The following is a 21,961-nucleotide window of genomic DNA, read 5'->3' as shown; positions in this document are numbered from 1 at the left end:
GATGGACTGGGAAGCATTCTGGCTGACGATCCGGCTCGGCGGGCTGACGGTGCTGCTGCTGATCCCCGCCGCCATTTTGACCGGGCGCTGGCTGGCGGCGACGCGGATGCGCGGGCGCGCCTTTGTCGAGGCGGGGCTGGCGCTGCCGCTGGTTCTGCCGCCAACCGTTGTCGGCTTTTATCTGATGATCGCCTTCGGCTCGGGGGCCTGGTTCGGGCAGATGTTCGAGCGGCTGTTCGGGCAGACGCTGGTCTTTACCTTTGAGGGGCTGCTGCTCGCGTCGCTGATCGTCAACATTCCCTTCGCCGTGCAGCCGATCCAGCGCGCCTTCGAGGCGGTGGGGCCGGACCTGCGCGAGGCGGCGGCAAGCTGCGGGCTGTCGCGCTGGCGGACGTTCTGGCGGATCGAGCTGCCGCTCGCCTGGCCCGGCATCCTGACCGGCACGGTGCTCACCTTCGCGCATACGCTGGGCGAGTTTGGCGTGGTGCTGATGGTGGGTGGCAGCATTCCCGGCGAGACGCGCACCATCGCCATTGCGATCTACGACCGGGTGCAGGCCTTCGACGAGGCGGCGGCCGGACAGATGGCGGCGGTGCTGCTGCTCGTTTCGCTCGCCACCATCGCCGCGAGCTACCTGCTGACGCAACGCATCGGGCGGCGCTATGGATAAGGGGCTCACTGTCCGGCTGCGGCAGGAAACGCCGATCCCGCTCGATGTCGCCTTCTCGGTCGCGCCCGGCGAAGCGATGGCGCTGGTCGGCCCGTCGGGCAGCGGCAAGTCGACGACGCTGCGCGCCATTGCCGGGCTCTACCGCGCGGCGGACGGACAGATCGCCTGCAACGGCGCGACATGGTTCGACGGCGCGGCCGGCCTTCACCTGCCGGCGCGGCAACGGCGGGCGGGGCTTGTGTTCCAGTCCTATGCGCTCTTTCCGCATCTGACGGCGCTTGCCAATGTGATGGAGGCGCTCAACGACACGCCGCGCGAGACGCGGCGCGCGGCGGCGACGGCGCTGCTGGCGCGGGTGCATCTCGACGGGCTCGAAGACCGGCGCCCGGCGCAGCTTTCCGGCGGCGAACAACAGCGCGTCGCCGTGGCCCGCGCGCTGGCGCGGCGGCCCGACGTGCTGCTGCTCGACGAACCCTTCTCCGCCGTCGACCGGGTGACGCGGCGCAAGCTGAGGCGCGAGCTTGCCGAGTTGCGCCGCGACCTGCCGATGCCCGTGGTGCTGGTGACACACGATCTCGACGATGTGACGCGGCTCGCCGACCGCATCTGCGTGATGCACAAGGGCCGCATCCTGCAATCGGGGACCGTCAGCGACGTGATGGCGCGGCCTGCCAGCGCCGAGATTGCCGAATTGCTCGACCTCGCAGCGGACGATGCCTGAGCATTTGGCGATTCCGTGAGACGGAATTAGGCTCTGCGGCAGGAGGCGTTTCATGCCGCAATCCGACGCCGACGGCGTTCAGCCGGTCATTCGCAGTCTGCAAATCCTGGAGGCGCTCAACGGCGCCGGGTCGTCGACGCTTGCGGACTTGCATGACGCGACCGGCTTGCCGAAGCCGACGCTGGTGCGGCTGCTCGATACGCTGATTGCGGCCGGCCATGTGGCGCGATTGCCGCGACGCGGCGGCTACGAACTGACCGAGCGGGTGCTGCGTCTGTCGAGCGGCTTTCGCCACGCCGACCGCGTGGTGGAGGCCGCGCGGCCTTTTCTCACGGCGCTGACCGCCGAACACCGGTGGCCGGTGGCGCTGGCGACATTCGACCGGGACGCCATGCTGGTGCGGCTTTCGACACGCCATGAAAGCCCGTTCAGCACCGATCCCGATTTTCTCAATCGCCGGTTGCCGATGCTGATTTCAGCCCTCGGCCGCGTCTATCTCGCCTTCTGTCCGGACGATGAACGCGAATTGATCCTCGCCCTGCTGCGTGAGACGAAAGCACCCGGCAACGCACCGGCGCGCGACAAGACCTATGTCCGAAATACAATCGCGGCCATTCGCAAGGCGGGCTATGCGACGACCGCGCCCCTGCGCGGCGACCCGGCAATGGGGCTTGCGGTTCCGATCATGGAAGGAGAGCGCGTGGCCGCGGCCATCACCATGCGCTATATCGGCTCGACCATGAACGAGGCGGAAGCCGCGCGCCGCTACCTCGCGCCGATGCGTGCGGCAGCGGCGGCGATTGCGGCGGGTCTCATTTCCGCGTGACGATGACCGCGACTTTCTGCGAGCCGACGGCATGGACCTTGAGACTCTGGTTTTCGTCGTCGCGCGTCGCCGTGCCGCCTTCGACCTCGACCTCGTAGCCGTTCGGGTATTGAAGGTTCGGCACGAAGATTTCGGTCTCGCCCTCTCCTTCCGCCTCGTAGACGAAACGGAAGGCGCCGGTTTCGCGCTTGAACTTCATTTTCAGCGGACGGCCGGCAATCGTGCGCGCATAGGGGCGCACGAAGCCCTTCAACGCCCGGCCGCCGCTGTTGATGTCGGAGGGATCGATGCGCTGGTCGATGCTGTAGATCGAGAGGTCTTCCTGGTTCCAGCCGTCGCCGACCGCCTGGTCGTTGCGGTTCGAGGCCGTGTAGTTCCAATGCGTCGAATGCATCAGCAGCTGGTCGAGTGCGTTGTACATCAGATCAAGCGCGATGATGTGCTTCTCCCACGGGCCGTCGGTGCGGTCGCCGGCGTTCCACGCCTTGTAGGCGGCCGCGTCGTCGATATCGAAGGGGATGCCGAATTCGCCGAGCAGCGTCGGCGCGCCGGTGCCGAGATTGAGCGTCCGCGAGGCATCCTTCAGGCGGCCAAGCTGGCGCGTGTAGGAGGCTTCGATGGCGTCGGCTCCTTCGATGGTGCGGCCGGTATAGGGATTGATCTTGACCGGGAAGTCGAAGCGCTTGGTCGAGAGGGTGACGATGTCGTACCAGTGGCTCGCATTGACGGTGCGCACCGGCGTTTCCTGCGGGAAGCCGCGGCCGAGGCCGGCGCCCGGATCGAGCTCGGCGAAGAGCAGCCATTCGTCGTTGATCGCGCGCATGCGCTGCGCGACCCGCGCGAAGAACGGCCCCATGAAGTCGTGTTCCATGTCGTAGCGGTCGCCGTTGCGGCGGCGAACGAAGAAGTCCTCGTCCAGCGGGACGATCTCGCCGCCGTCGAGCCGGTAGACGCCGGCGCGCTCGAAGGGACATTGCCGCCCCTCGCGCCAGATCGTGACGCCGTCGGCGTTGACCAGCACGTCGCGCTTCTTCACCACGGCGCGCGCATCCCAATCGATCCCCATTTCGGGAATCTCGCGGGCAAGGCCGCGCGCCGCCGCGAAACCGTCGAGCGGCGACCAGGCGAGACCCGGCCGCGCCGGAAAGGGGTTTTTCTCGCTCGGGCCGAGATGGCGATAGCTGAGCGGCAGGCCGACATAACCCGAGCCCGGCTCGTTGAGCGAGTCGAAGCCAATGACATTGGACAGACCTTTGACGCGATGCGCGACCGCTTCCATCGCGCCGAGATAATGCTCCTGCAGATAGGTCTGTGCCGAACGGCCCTCGATCAGAAAATCGGGGCAGAAGGCATCGCCGGCGAAGAACAGCGTCCACATGATCGCGTTGGCCGGATATTTGTAGTTCTGCGACCAGGTCATGGTCGGGTAGTTTTCTTCCTGACGCCCGCCGCGCGCGAAATCGTATTTGTATTGCATCACATGCGCGGCGCCCGCCGCATGGAACTTCGTGAAGTCGAGACCGACCGCGTCGAAGAGCCAGCCTGGCGCGCCGTCGCCGCCGGTCATGCGGCTCCAGACATCCTGATGGAAGTCGACAAAGACATACATGCCGTAGTCATCGGCCTTGCGGCAGAGCGCGGCGAAATAGTCGAGATATTCCTCGTCATACCGGCCCGGTCCCGCATGTTCGACCGCTTCCCATGTCGTCAGCAGGCGCAGGCAGTTGAAGCCCCAGGCCTTCAGCCGTCCGAAATGTTCGTCGGCCTCGGCCAGCGGAAAGGGCCGGCCGACGAAGGAAACCGTGCGGTGGTCGGAAAAGTCGGTCGGGATGTTGGTGTGGCCGTTCGGGGTGTAGGGCATCTTGCAGTCGCCGCCCAGATTGACGCCGCGCAAGAGACTCCTGCGGCCATCGGTCCCCTGAAACCACTCACCGTCTATTCCGAGCCTCGGCAATGCCATTCTTTCCTCCCGACCTTCTTGTTGAGGGCGAGGATAGCGGGCACCATCGGCACACACAAACGAGGGATGCCGATGAGCCAGACCATGACGCGCGAACAACTCCCACCCCTGCCCGCGCAGCCCGCGGGCGTCGCCTGGCCGACAAGGGACTGGCCGACAGCGGAGCTGCCCGGAAACATCGACAAGGCCCGTTTCGCGCGGCTGATGGACCATGCCTTCGCCGCGACACCGCCCGACGATCTCGGCGAGACTTTCGGTGTCGTCATCGTCAAGAACGGCAGGCTCGTTCACGAGCAATATGCGGCGGATCATGGGCCGGACGTCACCTGCCCGTCCTGGTCGAAGGCGAAAAGTATCACCCATGCGCTGGCGGGCATTCTGGTTGGCGACGGCAAGCTCGACATTCACGCCGCGGCCGATGTGCCGGAATGGCAGGGCGCGGGCGATCCGCGCGGTGCGATCACGCTCGATTTGCTGCTGCGGATGTCGAGCGGGCTTTCTTTCCGCGAGGATTATGTGCCGGAGCATCCTTCCGACGTCATCGAAATGTTGTGGGGCGCCGGCAAGGACGACGTTGCGCATTTCGCCGCCTCGTTTCCGCTGGAACATGAGCCCGGCAGTTACTGGTCCTATGCCAGCGGCACGACCAACATCGTCAGCCGCTGTCTGGCGCGCGCCGCCGGTGCGCATGGGGCCGACTTCGAAGCCTTCATGCGGGCTCGCCTTTTCGAGCCGCTCGGCATGCGATCGCCGGAGCCGAAATTCGATGCGGCGGGCACCTTCATCGGTTCGTCTTTTTGTTTCTGCACGCCCCGCGACTTTGCGCGTTTCGGCCTGCTTTATCTGCGCGACGGTGTGTGGGAGGGAAAGCGGTTGTTGCCGGAGGGTTGGGCCGATTATGCGCGCCGGCCGACATGGCAGCAGGCCGATGCCGAAAACCCATATGGCGCACATTGGTGGCTCGGCATTGCCGGCGCGGGCAGTTTCTCGGCCAATGGCTATGAAGGGCAATACACAGTCTGCGTGCCGGAGCTCGACATGGTGGTGGTGCGCAACGGCAAGACGCCGCTCGCGCAGAAAGAAAATCCGAAGCGCTGGATCGCCGAAGTCGTCGATTGCTTCAGGGGCGCCTGAAGCGCAGGGCCCAGACGCCGAAGCCGATCGTGAGCACGCCGGGGAGAATGACGCCGAGCCAGTCGGTCGTCGTGCCGCCGGGCGCCGCCGCGCAGCCGGCCGCGATGTCGGCAAGATGCGCCAACGCATGGCCGCCCATGAAGACGGCGGGCGCGAGCAGCAAGGGTGCGGCGAGGCGCGGCCAGAACGCCGCCGCGCCGAGACCCGCCGCGCTCGCGAGGTAAGCGGCGCCGACATCGCGGATCAGGTGCGCATTGGCGGCGCCAGTGAGCGCCAGGTCGGGGATCGAGGCGAACCAGCCGATCGGATCGGCAACCATGCGGCCGCCGTTCAGCAATGCGAAGATGCCCAGAAGCGCGGCAAGGATGCGGAAAACCGTCTGTTCCATGGCGTGAAGCCTAGGAGGCGCGCGGGGCGCGTGGCAGGGCCAATCCCCCGTCAAATATTGGAACCAAATGACGCCGCCGGTCGTGTAGACTGCCCGCCGGCAGGCGAAGGGGCCACCCGTAACCAAAGGGTCACAGGCATTGGGAAGCATCGTCCGATTTCCCGGCGATCTCGTTACCGAGCATGACCGGCGGCGCCTGAAGGCAGCCGCGGACGGCTCGCCGTTCGATCTCGAATTTCGCAAGAACGGTCAAGGCGTGATGGCGCCCTACCTGACGCGTTGCGGCCATATGCGCCCGAGCTTCCGGCTGCGCAAGACCCCGGAGGGCTGGGAGGCGATTTCGCTCGGCGCCGAGGAAACCGGCATGGTCGCCGCGCAGGGGCGCAGCGCCGAGGAACTTTTCCACGCGCTCGGCCCGCGCACTCAATGAACACAACAAAGAAAACAACGCCACGAGGAGACGTCCGATGAACATCATGCCCCGCATTTCGAAACCCGAGGATGTCGGCCTCGACGCCGACCGGCTCGCCAACATCCCCAATTATTTCAGTTCCTATATCGATCGGGGCAAGCTGGCGGGCTTTTCGACGCTGGTTTCGCGGGGAGGCGAGATCGCGCATTTCGAGGTGCGCGGCAATCGCGACCGCGAGCGCGGATTGCCGATGGAGAAGGACACGATCTTCCGCATCTATTCGATGACGAAGCCGATCACCAGCCTCGCGCTGATGATGCTTTACGAGGAAGGACATTTTCAGCTCAACCATCCGGTGTCGCGCTACATCCCGGAATTCAAGAAGCTGAAAGTCTGGGCCGGCGGCACGGCCGAGAAATACGAGACGAAGCCCTGCGCGCGGGAAATGACCATCCGCGATCTGCTGACGCACACGTCGGGCCTCACCTACGGTTTCATGTATGCCCATCCGGTCGACAAGCTCTACCGCGACGCCGGCATCGACGGCGCCAATACGCTGAAACTGACGCTGAAGGAAATGGTGACGGCGCTGGCCGACATTCCGCTGCTCTTTTCGCCCGGCGAACAATGGAGCTATTCGGTATCGACCGATGTCTGCGGCTATCTGGTGGAAGTGCTGTCGGGGCGGCCGTTCGACGAGTTTCTGGCTTCCCGCATCTTCGCGCCGCTCGGCATGGAAGATACGGGCTTCTTCGTGCCGAAGGACAAGCTCGACCGCTTCGCGACCAATTATTTCAAGGACCCGAAAAGCGGCAAGACCGGTATCATGGATGTCGGCGACGAAACCAGCACCTATGCAAAACCGCCGAAGTTCCTTTCCGGCGGCGGCGGCCTCGTCTCGACCATGACCGACTACTGGCGCTTCTGCCAGATGCTGCTCAATGGCGGCGAGATCGACGGCGTGCGGCTCTGCTCGCCCAAGACCATCGAGTTCATGACGCTGAACCACCTGCCCGGCGGCAAGCGGATGAACGAAATATCGAACTCGGCTTTCAGCGAGCTCGCACCGGCCGGCGCGGGCTTCGGCCTCGGCTTTCAGGTGACGCTCGATCCGGCGGAATCGCCAACGATAGGCTCTGCCGGAAACTTTTCCTGGGGCGGCGCGGCCTCGACCTACTTCTGGATCGACCCGGAAGAAGAAATGGTCGCCATTTTCATGACGCAGCTTTACCCCTCCTCCACCTACCCCTTGCGTCCGCAACTGCAACAGCTCGTCTACGGGGCGATTACCGATTAAGGCGGCACCCGGCCTATCATGCCGCTCTGGATACCGATCACGATTGCCGCGGCGTTCCTGCAGAACCTGCGGTCGACGCTGCAAAAGAAACTCACCGGCGAGATGTCGGCGATGGGCGCCACCTATGTGCGCTTCGCCTATGGCCTGCCGGTGGCGGCGCTTTATCTCGCGGGGCTTGTTTTCTTCACCGGCGCGACGCTGCCGGAACCCAACGCGGCGTTCCTCGCCTATGCGGCGCTGGGCGGGCTCGCGCAGATCTGGGGCACGGTGCTGCTGGTGGCGATCTTCGCCTGGCGCAACTTCGCAGTCGGCAATACCTACTCCAAGACCGAGACGATCCAGACGGCGCTGTTCGGCGCGATCGTGCTGGGCGACCTCCTCAGTTTCGGCGCGTTCCTCGCCATTCTGGTCAGCCTTGCCGGCGTCGTCGTCATTTCGATGGCGCAGGCGAAGCTGACGCTCGCCGCTTTCTTCCGCTCGCTCGGCGACAAGCCGACCTTGATGGGGATCGGCTCCGGCGCCTGCTACGGCGTCGCCGCCGTCTGCTATCGCGGCGCCTCGTTGTCGCTGGAGCGGCCGGACTTCCTCACCGCCGCCGCCTACACGCTGGTCGTCGTGCTGGCGATCCAGACGGTGGCGATGACGCTGTGGCTTTTGTGGCGGGGCCCCGCCGATCTGCGCGCGGCGCTTGCGACATGGAAGGTGAGTTCGGTCGTCGGGCTTGCCGGCGCGCTGGCCTCGATGGGCTGGTTCACCGCCATGACTATCCAGAACGCGGCCTATGTGCGGGCGCTCGGCCAGATCGAACTGGTCTTCACCTTCATCTCCTCGCATTTCATTTTCGGCGAGAGAACCAACCGGCTCGAATTCATCGGCATCGCGCTGGTCGCGGGCGGCATTCTGCTGCTGCTCTTCGCGCGCTAGGCCCAAAAAGAAAACCCCGGATCCGGTGGCTGACACCGGACCCGGGGTTGGCGGCGATTTCGGGGAAGACTGCTGCCGCGGCGTCGGGGGGGCAAGGGGTCGCCGGCAAACAATCGCATCCCGATACTGCCGCCCTGACGCGCCTCGGGTGCGCGCCAAGCGAAACACCGTTCTTCGATTGTTGATGAGACTAATCCTCCACGCGGCGGAATCAAAGAGATTCCGTCCGTAGACGCACGATTCTGTTTTCTGTGCCGCAGCGGGACAGAATCCGGTTCCGCCGTGAAGTGTAATGCCTGTCGTTAAACCGGCGTGTCGCCGCCGACGGTCGTACGATGCATCACACGCAAATGGCCGTCATACCCGCCATCGGCGAAATGCAGCGTGCAGCGATTGTCCCACATGGTCAGCATGTTGGGCTGCCAGCGATGACGATAGACGAACTCGTCCTTCGTCATGTGTGTGTAAAGAAAACCGAGCAGCGCCGCGGACTCGTCGGGCGACATACCCTCAATATGCGATGTGTAAACGGGACTGACATAAAGTGCCTTGCGTCCCGTCACGGGATGCGTGCGCACCAGTGGATGCGGGCAGGTTTTTTCGGCCTCCTTGCTGACGATGATCTTCATCGTCCGCTCTTCTTTCTCCTGCGCAAAAATGCCCTTGGTGCCATAGGGCAACGCAGCGGTGTGGATCGCGACGAGGCCGTCGAGCATTCGCTTCATCGTGGCGGAAAGCGCGTCGTATGCCCGCGTGCAGTCGGCATAAAGCGTGTCGCCGCCGACGGGCGGGGTCACCTTCGAATGCAGGAGGGTGGCGGCAGGCGGCTGTTCCTGAAAGCTCCAGTCGGAATGCCAGCCAGCGCCGAAATTGCGCGCCTTCTCGTCCGGCTCGCGGCGCAGTTCCAGAATATGCGGGCGGCCTTCCATCGGCTTGATGAAAGGATCGTGGCCGAAGGGGCCGATCTGCAGCGTGAAGGCTTCGAGCTCGTCGTGGCTGAGGGGCTGGTCGGGAAACCAGACGACCGCATGATCGGCCCAGGCCTGCTTGACCTCGGCCAGCACATCCGGGGGCAGCGGCTTCGAAAGATCGAGGCCCGAGATTGCCGCGCCGAAACCGTTGGCGTTCGGCGTGACCTCGATGCGGCGCGTTCTGGCGGCGGCTTGCGACATGGGTTCCCTCCCTTGCCCCTTTAATGGGGCTTCGGGAGAGATTGCCACAGGCGGGGGCGCGGGCAAAACCGCTTACTGGAGGGGCCCGCCGGCGATCGTGATGCGGTGCATCAAGCGCTTGTGCCCGTGATAGTCGTTGATCGCGAAATGCCAGGTGGCGCGGTTGTCCCAGAAGGCGACCGAGCCTTCCTTCCATTCGAAACGGCAGGAGAATTCGGGCCGCGAGGCATGGGTGTAGAGATAGTCGAGCAGCGGCTTGCTGTCGAAGGCGTTCCAGCCTTCGAAATGCGTCGTGAAGGCAGGGTTCACATAGAGCGCCTTGCGGCCGCTCAGCGGATGCGTGATGACGACGGGATGCACGGCTTCGCCGACAAGGCTTTCGCCCTTGAAGCCCGAGGCCTGGTCGCTCGACTTGTAGGCGCCGGCGGCGCCGAAGACATGTGCATTGGAGTGAACGGCTTTCAGGCCATCGAGCGTCTTCCTGAGCCCCGGCGAAAGCGCCTCATAGGCCTTGTACATATCGGCGAAGAGCGTGTCGCCGCCGGCATCGGGAAGTTCGCGCGCGACGAGGATCGAACCCATCGCCGGCTCGATGTCGTAGGAATGATCGGTGTGCCAGCCGCCGCCGACATTGACGAACTGGTCCTTCTCCTTCCGCACCTCGGCGATCTCGGGATATTTGCCGTTGGCGGGGAAGAACTTGTTGATGTCGATGTCGCCCCAGCGCCGCGCGAAGGCGATGTGGTCTTCCGGCGTCAGCTTCTGGTCGCGGAAGAAGATCACGCCATAGTCGCGATAGGCGTCGCGGATCGTCTCCATGTCGCTGTTCGAGGGATTGGCGAGGTCGACGCCCAGCACTTCCGCGCCGCAGCCGGGCGTGAGCTTCCTGACGGTTGCCGTTGCAAGACCCATGATCTTTCCTCCCGATGGGTTTTCTTGCCCTTGAGGATAGGCGGCGGCGCGCGCTAGATTGTTACTCTGGTGACATTTCTGGAAAAATCATGCCCCCCTCCCCCGACAGGACAAGGATCGCCCGGACTTTCAGCCGCAATGGCTGGTTTTCGCGCTGCCCGGCGCGGCTGCGCGAGGCGCTGGTGGCACATGCGCAAGTGACGACGGTGGAGGCCGGCCGCTGGATCTACGACACCGGCGACGAGGCGCATGGTCTCTACGGCGTTCTCTCGGGCTCGGTGACGACCCATGTGGTGCTCGACAATGGCGAGGCCGTGCCGATCAGCATTTCGGGGCCGGGCACGGTGTTCGGCTATGCGGCGCAGGTGCTGGGCGGCAAGCGTGTGACGACGGCGATTGCACGGGAGCGCGCCGAGACCATCTTCATTCCGCAACACGCGCTGGCGGCCATCGTGCGCGACATGCCGGAGCTCTGGCTGCATTTCGCCGAACTTGCGACCGAGCAACTCGTCTGGGCGGCGCGCGCCTATGCCGAGCGCATGCGGCTCTCGCCGCCGGCACAAATTGCCAGCCGGCTTTACCTCTATTCCTTCCCCTGGGGCGGCGGCGGGCCGGCGACACTGCCGATCCGCCAGGACGAGCTTGCGGAACTGACCGGCTTTTCGCGCAAGACCGTCAATCTCGTGCTGCGGGATTTCGCGAAACGCGGATTTGTGCGAACCGGCTATCGCAATATTTCGGTGCTCGACCCGGAAGGCTTGCAGCGGGTCGCGCGGGAAGGCGCGGCATGAAAAAGCCCGCGCCGTTCAGCGCGGGCCCTTTCGAACATGCGTGACGCCTACTCCGCCGCGCGCGCCGTGGCGATGCCGGCCATGCGGTTCAACCGCCCGGCGATGATCGCCTCGGCTTCCGAGACGATGCGGGTGACGAGTTCCTGGCAGGACGGGATGTCGTGGATCAGGCCCTGCACCATGCCGGCCGACCAGATGCCGTGGTCGGGATCGCCCGCTTCGTAGACGACGCGGCCGCGCGCGCCGGCGACGAGATGCGCGATGTCCTCGATCTTGGCGCCGCCCTTTTTCTCGATCTCGACAACCTCGCGGCTGACCGCGTTTTTCGCCACGCGGGCCGTGTTGTGCAGGGTGCGGAAGATCAGGTCGGTCGCGCGTTCGTCATTGGCGACGATCTGTTCCTTCACCTTCTGGTGAATGGCGCTTTCCTTCGTGCACATGAAGCGCGTGCCCATGTTGATGCCTTCGGCGCCGAGCGCCAGCGCCGCCACGAGCCCGCGCGCATCGCCGAAGCCGCCCGAGGCGATCATCGGGATCTTCACCTTGTCGGCGGCGGCCGGAATGAGGATCAGGCCCGGAATGTCGTCCTCGCCCGGATGGCCCGCGCATTCAAAGCCGTCGATCGAGATCGCATCGACGCCCATGCGCTCGGCCGAAAGCGCATGGCGGACGGCGGTGCATTTGTGAATGACCTTGATGCCATGCGCCTTGAAGTGATCGACATGCTCCTGCGGCTTGTAGCCGGCGGTTTCGACGATCTTGACGCCGGAGTCGATGATCGCCTGACGGTACTCGGCATAGGGCGGCGGCTTCAGCGCCGGGAGGATGGTGAGGTTGACGCCGAAGGGACGGTCGGTCAGGCCCTTGCACTTCTCGATTTCCTTGCGGAGATCGTCCGGCGTCGGCTGGGTCAGCGCGGTGATGAAGCCGAGCGCGCCGGCATTGGCGACGGCCGCCACAAGTTCGGCGCGGCCGACCCATTGCATGCCGCCCTGCACGATCGGGTGATCGACCCCGAACATTTCCGTGAATCTGGTTTTGAGCACTTCGCTGTCTCCCCTGAACGGGCCCCGCGCCACCGGGCCGGGCCGCTTCAATTCTCTTATGTGGCTGTTCTAGCAGAAGGAACGAGGCCTTTGCACATGTGGAATCCGCCACCGGCGATTGCCGCAACGTCGGCCAAGCGTCGCGGGGCGCGGGGCCCAAGTTCTTGAAATGAACTTGAAACCGGCGCAGTCTGCCGCGTCAGGATCGGACAACGGATTGTTCAGGCATGAACAACGAAGCCAATTGGGACGCCTACCGGATTTTTCTGGCGGTGGTCGACACGCAGAGCCTTTCGGGCGCCGGACGGCGGCTGAAGCTCAGCCATGCAACGGTCGGGCGGCACATTGCGACGCTTGAGAAAAATCTCGGCACCAAGCTCTTTGTGCGCGAGCCGACCGGCTATGCGCTGACCGGCGCCGGCGAGCGGCTGCGCGCCGAAGTCGAGCCGATGTCGCTGGCCGCCGAGCGGGCGCTTCACGCGGCGACTGGCGCCGACGGCCAGGCGCAGGGGCTGGTGCGTGTCGCCATTCCGCACAGCCTCGCCTCCTACTGGTTCATGCCCTATCTCGACGAATTCGCGGCGCGCCATCCCGGCATCGAAATCGAAATCGCCAACGAAGTGACGCAGGTTTCGGTGAAGCGGCGCGACGCCGACGTCGTCATCCGTCCCTACGGGCCGGGGCGCGAAAACGTCGTCGGGCGCAAGATCGGCCGCATCGGCGTCGGTTTCTACGCGTCGCGCAGCTATGCCGAGCGCTTCGGCCTGCCGGCCAAGCGCGAGGAATGGAAGGATCACCGGATCGTCGGCTTCGGCGGGCGCGCGGCGGAGGTCGAGCTTGCCGACTGGCTCGCCCATGTGACGCAGGGCGCGCGCGTGGCGCTGCGCTGCTTCTCCGACGCCGATCTCGTGCAGGCGGTGCGCGCCGGCATCGGCATTTCGACGCTGGTCTGCCTGACGGGCGACCATTACGCCGACCTTGTGCGGATCGCGCCGCAGAAACTCGCCAACGGCACCGAGATGTGGCTGCTGGCGCATCCGGACCTGCGCGACACGGCGCCTGTCAGGGCCGTCATCGACTTCATCGGCGAAAAAGCCAAGATCGACCGCGACCGGCTGGCCGGGCGCGACATCGCCTGATCGTATCCGAACATCCCGGCATTCAGCGCTGAACAGACATAACAGCGTAATCCGGTCCATACTGCGCACAGTGAATTTCCGGAGGAACCCGACATGGCGCTACCCGACATTCTGAAAAACAGTCTGGAGATACCCGTTATCGGCTCTCCGCTCTTCATCGTCTCCGGTCCGGAGCTGGTGATTGCGCAATGCAAGGCGGGCATCGTCGGTTCGTTCCCGGCGCTCAATGCGCGGCCGGCACATGTGCTGGAAGAATGGATCACACGGATCAAGGGCGAGCTTGGCGAATACAAGGCCAAGCACCCCGAAAAGAAGGTCGCACCCTTCGCGGTCAACCAGATCTGCCATGCGTCGAACGACCGTCTGTCGCACGACATCGACATCTGCACCAAGCTCGAGGTGCCGATCATCATCACGTCGCTCCGTCCGCCGGCAGAAGTGATCACCGCGGCGCATAGCTATGGCGGCAAGGTTTTCCACGACGTCATCAACGTGAAGCACGCCAAGAAGGCCGCCGAGCAGGGCGTCGACGGGCTGATCCTCGTTTGCGCCGGCGCGGGCGGCCATGCCGGTACGCTGTCGCCTTTCGCGCTGGTGCGCGAGGTGAAGCAGTGGTTCAAGGGCACGGTCATTCTGTCGGGCGCATTGTCGGATGGCTGGGGCATCGCCGGCGCGCTGGCGATGGGCGCCGACCTTGCCTATCTCGGCACGCGCTTCGTCGCCACGGAAGAAGCCAACGCCGATCCGTCGTACAAGGAACATCTGGTCAAATACGCCGCCGACGACATCGTCTACACCAATCTCTTCACGGGCGTACACGGCAACTATCTGGCGCCGTCGGTTGCCGCCGCCGGCCTCGACCCGCACAACCTGCCGGAAGCCGACAAGTCGAAAATGAATTTCGGCTCGGGCGGCAACATGAAGCAGAAGGCGTGGAAGGACATCTGGGGTTCGGGCCAGGGCATCGGCCAGATCGTCGATGCACCGCCTGTCGCCGAACTCGTCGACCGGCTGAAGCGCGAATATGTGCAAGCCTGCCGCGAATTCGCCGAGCGGATGCCGGCGGAAGCGCTCGCCGCCTCGAAGGCCGCGGCCGAATAATCGCTGCAACACAACGACTCAACGCGACGGCGGCGGGAGAAATCCCGCCGCCGTTTTCGTTCAGAGGACATAGAGCGTGGCCGTTTCGTGCAGGAATCCGAGGACATAGATGCCGAGCGCGGTGGCGGCGACGGCGGTGAACATGCGTTCGATGCGGTTGGTGGAGGTCATTGGATCGTTCCTTCCGTGAGGCTGGTGAGGGAGAGGGTTTCGTCTTCGGGATTGAGGTCGCCGGCGCCCAGGCAGCCAAGCGCGGCGAGGCTCTGGCGGACGGCGATGTCGAGCGGCGTGTGGGGTACGGCGCCGAGAAAAGCGGCGAGTTTCGTGTCGTCGAGCCGCACCGGCTTTTTCCAGAGGTAGCGCATCTCGCGCATCTCGCGGAATGTCTCGACGAAAGGCGACAGCAGCGTCAGCGCGAACCAGGGAAGCTTCCTGATGGGCGCATCGGGCCGCCGCGCGGCGGCGCGGATGGCATCGGCCATTTCGATGCCGTGTTCGAGCCAGTGACCGCCGAAATGGAAAACCTCAAAGGCTTGGAGTTCGCCGGTGCGGCCGAGAAGACGCGCCGCCGTCTCGGCCATGTCCGGCAGATAGGCCCAGGCATGACCGATCTTGTGCGGACCGGGATAGGTGACGGCGCGGACCGGCTTGCCGGGCTTCACCAGCCCTTGCGCGAACCAGTTGTTGCCGGCGTAGCGGCTGCCGAAGAAATCGCCGGCGCGCAGGATCAGCACGGGCACGCCTTCGCCGGACGCCGCGCGCAGGCGGCGTTCCATCTCGACACGGAGCTTGCCCTTGCGGGTCTTCGGGTTCTGCGGCGAGGTCTCGGCGAGCAGCGGAAAGGCGTCCGGGCCGAAATTATAGACCGTGCCCGGAAAGAGGATGCGGGCGCCATTGGCCTTCGCCGCCGCGATCGTGTTGTCGATCATCGGCACCACGGTGCCGGCCCAGTTGCGGTAGCCGGGCGGATTGACGGCGTGGACGATCAGGTCGGCGTTGACGGCCGCCGCCTTCACATCGGCGGCATTCATGGCGTCGCCCTTCACCCAGTCGATGAAGGGCATGTCGGCCAGTTGCCGGGCCGCCGCCTTCGGCTTGCGGTGCATGGCGCGCACCTGCCAGCCGTGGTTGCGGAGGGCCAGGGCCATTTCGCTGCCGAAGCCGCCAGTTGCGCCGATGATGAGTGCCGTCGAAGCCATGTTTCAATCTCCAGTTCCGCGTTTCGTTGACTGGAGAATGGGATATTCATATTCGAATATGAATTGCCTAAATTCGGGGAACCTTTATACATTTACGTATGACAGACACATCGCCCGGCTGGGAACTCTATCGCTCCTTCCTTGCGGTCGTCCGGGAGGGCAGCCTCTCGGGCGGGGCGCGGCTGCTCGGCCTGACGCAACCGACCGTCGGCCGCCATATCGACGCGCTGGAGCAATCGCTCGGCACCGCCCTTTTCACTCGCTCGCAGGGCGGGCTCGCGCCGACGGAACTGGCGCTCGCGCTGGTCCCCCATGCCGAGGCTATGTCGATGGCGGCGGAGGCGCTGCAACGCGCGGCTTCAGGCGAGGCGGAGGAAGATCGGGGCACGGTGCGCATCACCGCCAGCGAGATGATCGGGACGGAAGTGCTGCCGCCGATCCTTGCGCGCTTCAGCGAGGAACATCCCCGTATCGCCATCGAGCTTGTGCTGTCCAACCGCTCGGACGATCTCATCCGCCGCGACGCCGACATCGCCATCCGGATGATCCGGCCGACGCAAACCTCCCTTGTCGCGAGAAAATGCGGCACGATCGGGCTCGGCCTTCATGCGCACAAGAACCTGATCCAGCGGCACGGGATGCCGCAATCGGTCGACGACCTCACGCAATTCCCGATCATCGGTTTCGACCGGGAATCGTCGATCCGGCGGTTGAAGGACCTCGGCGGCTTTCCGCTCAGCCGCGAACTCTTCGCGTTCCGCTGCGACAGCGATGTCGGCCAGTTTGCGGCGCTCCGGGCGGGCGTCGGTTTCGGCATGTGCCAATATGCGCTGGCGCTGCGCTACCCCGATCTGGTGCCGGTGCTGCCGGGGGCGGTCGAGTTCGAGCTCGATGTCTGGATCGCGATGCATGAGGATTTGAAGACCAGCCGGCGGATGCGCCTGATGTTCGACCATCTGGCCGAGGAAATGACGGCCTATACGCGCGAAGCGGCGCGCTGAGCCAAACAAGCGGGTGCGGGGCGCCTGCTTGCCTGCTATATCCTTCGACAAACCGCCCTGCCCCGACGTTTCGAGGACGAACCGATGTCGAATGCCGCCGAAGCCAAGTCGCCCGCAACCGGCGAAAAGCCCAATCCGCCGCTCGCCTCCTTCAACTGGCAGGATCCGCTGCTGCTCGACACGCAGCTCACCGAGGAGGAGCGGCTGGTCCGCGACAGCGCGCGGGCCTATGCGCAGGAAAAGCTGATACCGCGCGTGCGCGACGCCAACCGGCACGAGATCTTCCACCGCGAGATCATGAACGAGATGGGCGCGCAAGGGCTGCTCGGGCCGACGCTGCCGGAGAAATACGGTTGCGCCGGGCTCTCCTATGTCTGTTACGGGCTGGTGGCGCGCGAGATCGAGCGCGTGGATTCGGGCTATCGCTCGGCGATGAGCGTGCAGTCCTCGCTCGTCATGCATCCGATCCATGCCTATGGCACCGAAGCGCAGCGCGAGAAATATCTGCCGAAGCTCGCGAGCGGCGAATGGGTCGGCTGTTTCGGCCTCACCGAACCCGATCACGGCTCCGATCCCGGCTCGATGAAGACGCGGGCGAAAAAGGCCGATGGCGGCTATGTGCTCAACGGCGCGAAAATGTGGATCACCAATTCGCCGATCGCCGATCTCGCGGTCGTCTGGGCGAAGACGGAAGACGATGTCATCCGCGGTTTCGTTGTCGAGCGCGGGTTCAAGGGCTTCGAGACGCCGAAGATCGAGGGCAAATTCTCGCTTCGCGCCTCGATCACCGGCGAGATTTCATTGCAGGACGTGTTCGTGCCGGAAGAAAACCTGCTGCCGAATGTGCGCGGGCTTTCAGGCCCCTTCGGCTGCCTCAATCGGGCGCGCTACGGCATTGCCTGGGGCGCGATGGGCGCGGCGGAGTTTTGCTGGCTTGCGGCGCGGCAATATACGCTCGACCGCAAGCAGTTCGGCCGGCCGCTGGCCGCCAACCAGCTCATCCAGAAAAAGCTCGCCGACATGCAGACCGAAATCACGCTCGGCTTGCAAGGCTGCCTGCAGCTCGGACGCATGTTCGACGCCGGTACGGCGGCGCCCGCCTCGATCTCGCTGATGAAGCGCAACAATTGCGGCAAGGCGCTCGATATCGCCCGCGTCGCGCGCGACATGCATGGCGGCAACGGCGTCTCGGACGAGTATCACGTCATCCGCCACGCGATGAACCTCGAAGCGGTCAATACCTATGAAGGCACGCACGACGTCCACGCGCTGATCCTCGGCCGCGAGCAGACGGGCATTCAGGCGTTTTTCTGAGGTGCATCCATACAACGCACCCGCAATAGGCATTTCTCTAAAACACCTAACTTCCTCTTCGGCATTCTCCAACAAACTAACGCGCGAAGATCGATAGAAAATTCCATGCACCCGAATTGTCCAGAATGCTCACACCTCCTACAGTGTACTGTTGCCTGAGGTCGGAGATTGCGTTCCGCGTGTCAAGTTCCAGTCTAAACAAAGCAATGCTGCCACTGACGTCTCCCTCATTCCTTTTTTCTATTGCGCGAGCATGCAATTCATCAGCGCCGAATTCCAAACGAGCAAAATCGTCTCGAAGAGATTGAATATCGGTCCAAAGACCAACACCGGCTTGTGCGGTTTCCACTAATTGCATAGTTGTAGTTCTTGACGTGGCAATTAAAGTTGCCACTCCCGGACCGTATTTGGGGTTTACTTGAGCAAAACCGTTCGCAACAGCGAGCCTGGCGGCGAAAATGGTGGGGCGGATAAGATATTCAGACCAACCTTGGCTTTTCGTCCACGCTTCTATGGACATGGCAACTGCATCTGAAATAACTGCCTCAACGAAATTGATACCCGTTTCGCCAGTAAGTGTGTTTTGCGCCCGCAGGTTCGACAAGAAGATTTGAAAAAGTTGCTCCCGAGCGACAGATTCAACCAACGCACTCTCGAACGCGCTAAAAACAGCGTTTTCAATTAGCGTTCTAATTGTGTAGCTGGAAAGTCCCGGGATCAGGGATAGGACTTGATGTAGCTGTTCCCTCATCTCCGCATGGGATGCGTCCGCCGTTGGCGGAAAAACCGTTGTCACTGTCTTCCCGCTTGGAAGTTCAATCTTCGACAAGTCTTTCTCTTGTCCCGTCAATTGAGCGCTGGATTCCGAGACCGTCGACTTGACAGCCGGACCGGCAACGGCCTGCAAAAGGGTTGCGGGTGTTGGCGTTAGCGGCATGGCTCCCTGCCAGAGGAGCGAAGGATAGTTGCCATTGCCGGCGCGCCATACCGTGTCGCTGAAGCCCGCTGGAAGCGCGGCGCTCTTGAGTTGCGCGGTCGTGAGGCCGGTTGCACCGGTTACCCCAAGCCCGGCCCCCGATGCCTGCCCCGTGTTCTGCATATCCCAATAGGATTGCAGAACAAGCCCAGCTTCCTCACCGACAAAGCCGCCGCGCGCCACTCCCGCGCCGCCGCCGCTCACCTGCCCTGCAGCATAGCTCCAGGCAATGGTCGCTTCGTTCCACCCGGCAAACCCGCCCAATCGCTCGGATCCGGCCACCCCGCCGTTCACAACGCCGGTTGCGTAGGAATTCACGATCCCTGTCAAAGCGTTGTAGCCGACGAAGCCTCCGGCATACCCGCCAAAGCCGTTCAGAGACACCGAACCGGCTGCGCGGGAATGGGAGACGGTTCCGAAGTTCATACCCAAGAAGCCGCCTGCGATCGCGCCCGGGGAGCCGGAAGTTACAGAGACGGAGCCAGTCGCTTCCGACATTAAAATCGTGCCGTCGTTTACGCCGGCCAACCCGCCACCAAATTCGGCCGATGCGCCGCTCAAGGTGAGCGATCCGCGGGCAGCGGATTCGGCGATCACGCCGAGATTTCTGCCGGCCAGACCACCTGCTTCCCCCTTAAAGCCGAACACCGCCAGATTGGTATTCGACGCGAATATCGTGCCGATAAAATCGTTGACGCCGACGAGCCCGCCCGTCGCAGCATAACCGGCCGGCGAGGAGGTGCCCAAAACGGTGCCGCCAGTCGCGGACGATTCCGCGACGATGCCGGAGTTCATTCCCGCCAGCGCCCCCACGACGGCGTCTCCAGCTCTCGTCCCGACGACATGCGCGTTGATCAGATCGATGCCCCGTAAGAATGCCGTGTCGGAAAGGACGCCGAAGAGGCCGACAAATTCGGCGGCGGAAATAATTGTCAGATTTTCAATGGTCGCGCGGTACTCAACAAGAGGGAGATTTCCCCCGATGCCGATCAACGAGCCACTGAACGGATTAAACCAGTCTCCGATCGGAATGAAGCCGGCGCCGCCATTCCAGCCCGCCGTCGCGCTCGCATCGATCCTGTTGGCGATGGCGTAGTTGCCTGAAAGGTTCTGACGGATGTTATTCAGGTCATGAAGGTTATTGACCCACATGTAGGCGCCAAATTGACCTGGCACCAAGGGGTTGGTCAGGACACGAGCGCTGAAGTTTGTTGGATTGGTGTATCCGCCCACCGGATTGTAGCCGAAGTCTACGAAGCCGGTGCTGCCACTGAAATCAACTTTGCCGTTTCCATTGAAAAGTATGGTACCGAGGCCATTGCCATACCCCGGCGCAACGACAGGATGTGTGATGCCGGCACCAAGATTCAGGGAGCCGCCGCCCGTGTTTGCAACAGTGACACCATTGTTGAAGACAATGTTCCGATGCGCCGTAAGCGTCAGAGTGTTGGCGCTGTTCCAAATGATTCCTTCGGCCACGAAAATGTCGCCGCTGCCGGGCAACGCCGCATTCGTTACAATGAACACGTCGTTAGATGCGAGTGCCGCCGTCAGCGCCGAAGGTGTGACGATCCACGTGCCGGTATTGCCGATCGTTATGTCCTGCGGATCAAGCAGGAGCGTTCCGCTTTTTCCATTCGACGCACCGGCATCGACAGAGCCCGCGAAGGCAAGCTGCTGATGACCAGACACTTCGACAAAGCCGCCATCGCCTCGAGATGCGCCACCCCTCGCCTCAATACTACCCGCAAAATCCGTTGTCCCATCCGCCCACACTACGACCTTGCCACCGTCGCCCGACAACTTTGCCGAGGCGTCTATCGCGCTCGCCTCGTCGATAGCGACCGTGCTTGCAGTCGAGATCACTTGAGAATGGGGCATTGCCTTCGAGTTCGTCGACGCCACCGCACTTGGACGTCCGCCGCCCACGTCTCCACCGATCAAAACAGTGCCGCCACCTGCCCGGCCGGAGACATCGATTGTCGCCGACGTCAACTCGATGGCCTCGCCCGTCACCAATACGACACCGCCGCTTGCTCCCTCCTCTCGGCCTGCGGCCGATAGCGTCCCGGAAAGTTTGACTTCCTGCACAGGTGCCCCGGCAAGTTTTGTGGATGCCGCCGCGCCGTTGAGCACGATCAGGCCATCCTTGCGATCGAATGAATCGGCTTCAATGACGCCCGAATTGTTGATGACGGAATCGACCGCCCGGCGCGCCGTAGCGGCGCTCAATTCGACCAGTCCTCCGCCCGCCGATATTTCACCTCGGTTGGCGACGAGGGAAGCAAGTGCCTGCCCGGTCGAAACATCTCTCACTTCGGATGCGATCGAATCCGAAATGACGAGTTGAATCAGGCGATCACCGTAAAGGTCGAGAGTGAATCCGTTGCCGGCCGCAAGCCCCACTCTGCCAAGGGTCGCGACAATCGTGCCGCTGTTCCGTACACCCGGCGCCACCAGTGCTGCGAATCCCTGTCCCATTGCAGTGATCGCACCCTCATTGACGACCGACGCATCCGGGCGGCCCGGTATCGTGAACTGGAACCGGCCTGCCATGAAATCGTCGTTCCCGATGTCATGCGTCGTGGCAAGAAATCCAGCCGTGTCTATTCTTCCGCCTGGTCCAATCAGGATTCCGTCAGGATTGACAAGAAAAATTCGGCCATTTGCCGTCAACTCACCATTGAGTTGCGACGGACCGAAGCCTCCGGTTACGCGATTGAGCGCAACAGACGAGGCACCCGGTTGAACGAACCGCGTCCTTTCGCCCGCGCCGATATCGAACGTATTCCAATTGAGAATGGCCTTGCTGGTCGTCTGCGTCACGGTGACATCGGGCGTACCCACACCGTGCGCTGTCGCATGACCGGCAACCACCTGCGGACCGACGGGATTTGCCATGGCCGCATCGAACCCAAGCAGCGCCGGAAAGAAACTTGCGAGCAGCAGACGACGGATTCTGTTCACCCGGCCCTCCT

19 protein-coding genes are annotated in these 21,961 nt (G+C 63.6%); 12 read left to right on the top strand and 7 right to left on the bottom strand.

Annotation, left to right across the window (positions count from 1 at the left end; translation table 11 throughout):
- The first annotated feature begins 1 nt into the window (after position 1).
- The 3 genes from modB to KF719_RS14710 are packed head-to-tail and all read left to right on the top strand — an operon-like array spanning position 2 to position 2,217.
- Positions 2-670: a molybdate ABC transporter permease subunit gene (gene modB, locus KF719_RS14720; RefSeq protein WP_293509554.1), complete on the top strand. Its 669-nt coding sequence runs from the start codon at positions 2-4 to the stop codon at positions 668-670.
- Entirely contained in the window at positions 663-1,391 is a 729-nt protein-coding gene (locus KF719_RS14715; protein WP_293509552.1) for an ABC transporter ATP-binding protein, read from the top strand. Before modB ends, KF719_RS14715 begins: the two co-directional genes overlap by 8 nt.
- A 52-nt stretch (positions 1,392-1,443) precedes the next feature.
- Positions 1,444-2,217 carry a DNA-binding transcriptional regulator gene (locus KF719_RS14710; RefSeq protein ID WP_293509550.1) on the top strand — a complete coding sequence of 258 codons (774 nt, stop codon included), beginning with the start codon at positions 1,444-1,446 and terminating at the stop codon, positions 2,215-2,217.
- On the opposite strand, the gene KF719_RS14705 is transcribed toward KF719_RS14710, so the two are convergent.
- Positions 2,204-4,177 (bottom strand): cellulase family glycosylhydrolase, encoded by a 1,974-nt coding sequence (locus KF719_RS14705; protein ID WP_293509548.1) that lies wholly within the window; start codon positions 4,175-4,177, stop codon positions 2,204-2,206. The two genes, KF719_RS14710 and KF719_RS14705, sit on opposite strands and share 14 nt — an antisense overlap.
- Positions 4,178-4,249: 72 nt before the next feature.
- Here KF719_RS14705 and KF719_RS14700 point away from each other — a divergent pair, with 72 nt between their 5' ends.
- Entirely contained in the window at positions 4,250-5,311 is a 1,062-nt protein-coding gene (locus KF719_RS14700) for a serine hydrolase (RefSeq protein ID WP_293509545.1), read from the top strand.
- Here KF719_RS14700 and KF719_RS14695 read toward each other — a convergent pair.
- Entirely contained in the window at positions 5,298-5,699 is a 402-nt protein-coding gene (locus KF719_RS14695) for a hypothetical protein (protein WP_293509543.1), read from the bottom strand. The two genes, KF719_RS14700 and KF719_RS14695, sit on opposite strands and share 14 nt — an antisense overlap.
- A gap of 139 nt (positions 5,700-5,838) precedes the next feature.
- Here KF719_RS14695 and KF719_RS14690 point away from each other — a divergent pair, with 139 nt between their 5' ends.
- Genes KF719_RS14690 through KF719_RS14680 form a run of 3 tightly spaced genes read left to right on the top strand, consistent with a single transcriptional unit; the run spans position 5,839 to position 8,332 of the window.
- Positions 5,839-6,129 (top strand): hypothetical protein, encoded by a 291-nt coding sequence (locus tag KF719_RS14690; RefSeq protein WP_293509541.1) that lies wholly within the window; start codon positions 5,839-5,841, stop codon positions 6,127-6,129.
- Between the two features lie 37 nt (positions 6,130-6,166).
- Positions 6,167-7,408, top strand: coding sequence for a serine hydrolase domain-containing protein (locus KF719_RS14685; RefSeq protein ID WP_293509539.1), 1,242 nt, complete (start codon positions 6,167-6,169; stop codon positions 7,406-7,408).
- Between the two features lie 18 nt (positions 7,409-7,426).
- Positions 7,427-8,332 (top strand): DMT family transporter, encoded by a 906-nt coding sequence (locus KF719_RS14680; protein WP_293509537.1) that lies wholly within the window; start codon positions 7,427-7,429, stop codon positions 8,330-8,332.
- A gap of 302 nt (positions 8,333-8,634) precedes the next feature.
- Here KF719_RS14680 and KF719_RS14675 read toward each other — a convergent pair whose 3' ends face one another.
- Together KF719_RS14675 and KF719_RS14670 are read right to left on the bottom strand one after the other, a co-directional pair.
- Positions 8,635-9,504, bottom strand: a complete 870-nt coding sequence (locus tag KF719_RS14675) for a TauD/TfdA family dioxygenase (RefSeq protein ID WP_293509535.1) — start codon at positions 9,502-9,504, stop codon at positions 8,635-8,637.
- 72 nt (positions 9,505-9,576) lie between these two features.
- Positions 9,577-10,416 carry a TauD/TfdA family dioxygenase gene (locus tag KF719_RS14670; RefSeq protein WP_293509533.1) on the bottom strand — a complete coding sequence of 280 codons (840 nt, stop codon included), beginning with the start codon at positions 10,414-10,416 and terminating at the stop codon, positions 9,577-9,579.
- 89 nt (positions 10,417-10,505) lie between these two features.
- Here KF719_RS14670 and KF719_RS14665 point away from each other — a divergent pair, with 89 nt between their 5' ends.
- Positions 10,506-11,207 carry a Crp/Fnr family transcriptional regulator gene (locus KF719_RS14665; protein WP_293509531.1) on the top strand — a complete coding sequence of 234 codons (702 nt, stop codon included), beginning with the start codon at positions 10,506-10,508 and terminating at the stop codon, positions 11,205-11,207.
- A 47-nt stretch (positions 11,208-11,254) separates the two neighbouring features.
- On the opposite strand, the gene KF719_RS14660 is transcribed toward KF719_RS14665, so the two are convergent.
- Positions 11,255-12,253: a nitronate monooxygenase family protein gene (locus KF719_RS14660; protein WP_293509529.1), complete on the bottom strand. Its 999-nt coding sequence runs from the start codon at positions 12,251-12,253 to the stop codon at positions 11,255-11,257.
- A gap of 227 nt (positions 12,254-12,480) precedes the next feature.
- Here KF719_RS14660 and KF719_RS14655 point away from each other — a divergent pair, with 227 nt between their 5' ends.
- Complete coding sequence (locus tag KF719_RS14655; protein WP_293509527.1) at positions 12,481-13,392, top strand: LysR family transcriptional regulator; 912 nt, start codon at positions 12,481-12,483, stop codon at positions 13,390-13,392.
- A 93-nt stretch (positions 13,393-13,485) separates the two neighbouring features.
- Positions 13,486-14,493: a nitronate monooxygenase family protein gene (locus tag KF719_RS14650; RefSeq protein WP_293509525.1), complete on the top strand. Its 1,008-nt coding sequence runs from the start codon at positions 13,486-13,488 to the stop codon at positions 14,491-14,493.
- A 167-nt stretch (positions 14,494-14,660) separates the two neighbouring features.
- On the opposite strand, the gene KF719_RS14645 is transcribed toward KF719_RS14650, so the two are convergent.
- Positions 14,661-15,692 carry an NAD-dependent epimerase/dehydratase family protein gene (locus tag KF719_RS14645; protein WP_293509523.1) on the bottom strand — a complete coding sequence of 344 codons (1,032 nt, stop codon included), beginning with the start codon at positions 15,690-15,692 and terminating at the stop codon, positions 14,661-14,663.
- Between the two features lie 98 nt (positions 15,693-15,790).
- Here KF719_RS14645 and KF719_RS14640 point away from each other — a divergent pair, with 98 nt between their 5' ends.
- Both KF719_RS14640 and KF719_RS14635 read left to right on the top strand, forming a co-directional pair.
- Complete coding sequence (locus KF719_RS14640) at positions 15,791-16,693, top strand: LysR family transcriptional regulator (protein ID WP_293509521.1); 903 nt, start codon at positions 15,791-15,793, stop codon at positions 16,691-16,693.
- Between the two features lie 84 nt (positions 16,694-16,777).
- Entirely contained in the window at positions 16,778-18,007 is a 1,230-nt protein-coding gene (locus tag KF719_RS14635; RefSeq protein ID WP_293509519.1) for an acyl-CoA dehydrogenase, read from the top strand.
- A gap of 76 nt (positions 18,008-18,083) precedes the next feature.
- On the opposite strand, the gene KF719_RS14630 is transcribed toward KF719_RS14635, so the two are convergent.
- Positions 18,084-21,950, bottom strand: a complete 3,867-nt coding sequence (locus KF719_RS14630) for a filamentous hemagglutinin N-terminal domain-containing protein (RefSeq protein ID WP_293509517.1) — start codon at positions 21,948-21,950, stop codon at positions 18,084-18,086.
- Positions 21,951-21,961: the final 11 nt, after the last annotated feature.

Source organism: Parvibaculum sp. (assembly GCF_019635935.1).
Classification (GTDB): domain Bacteria; phylum Pseudomonadota; class Alphaproteobacteria; order Parvibaculales; family Parvibaculaceae; genus Parvibaculum.
This window is presented reverse-complemented; position numbering and strand designations above follow the sequence as displayed.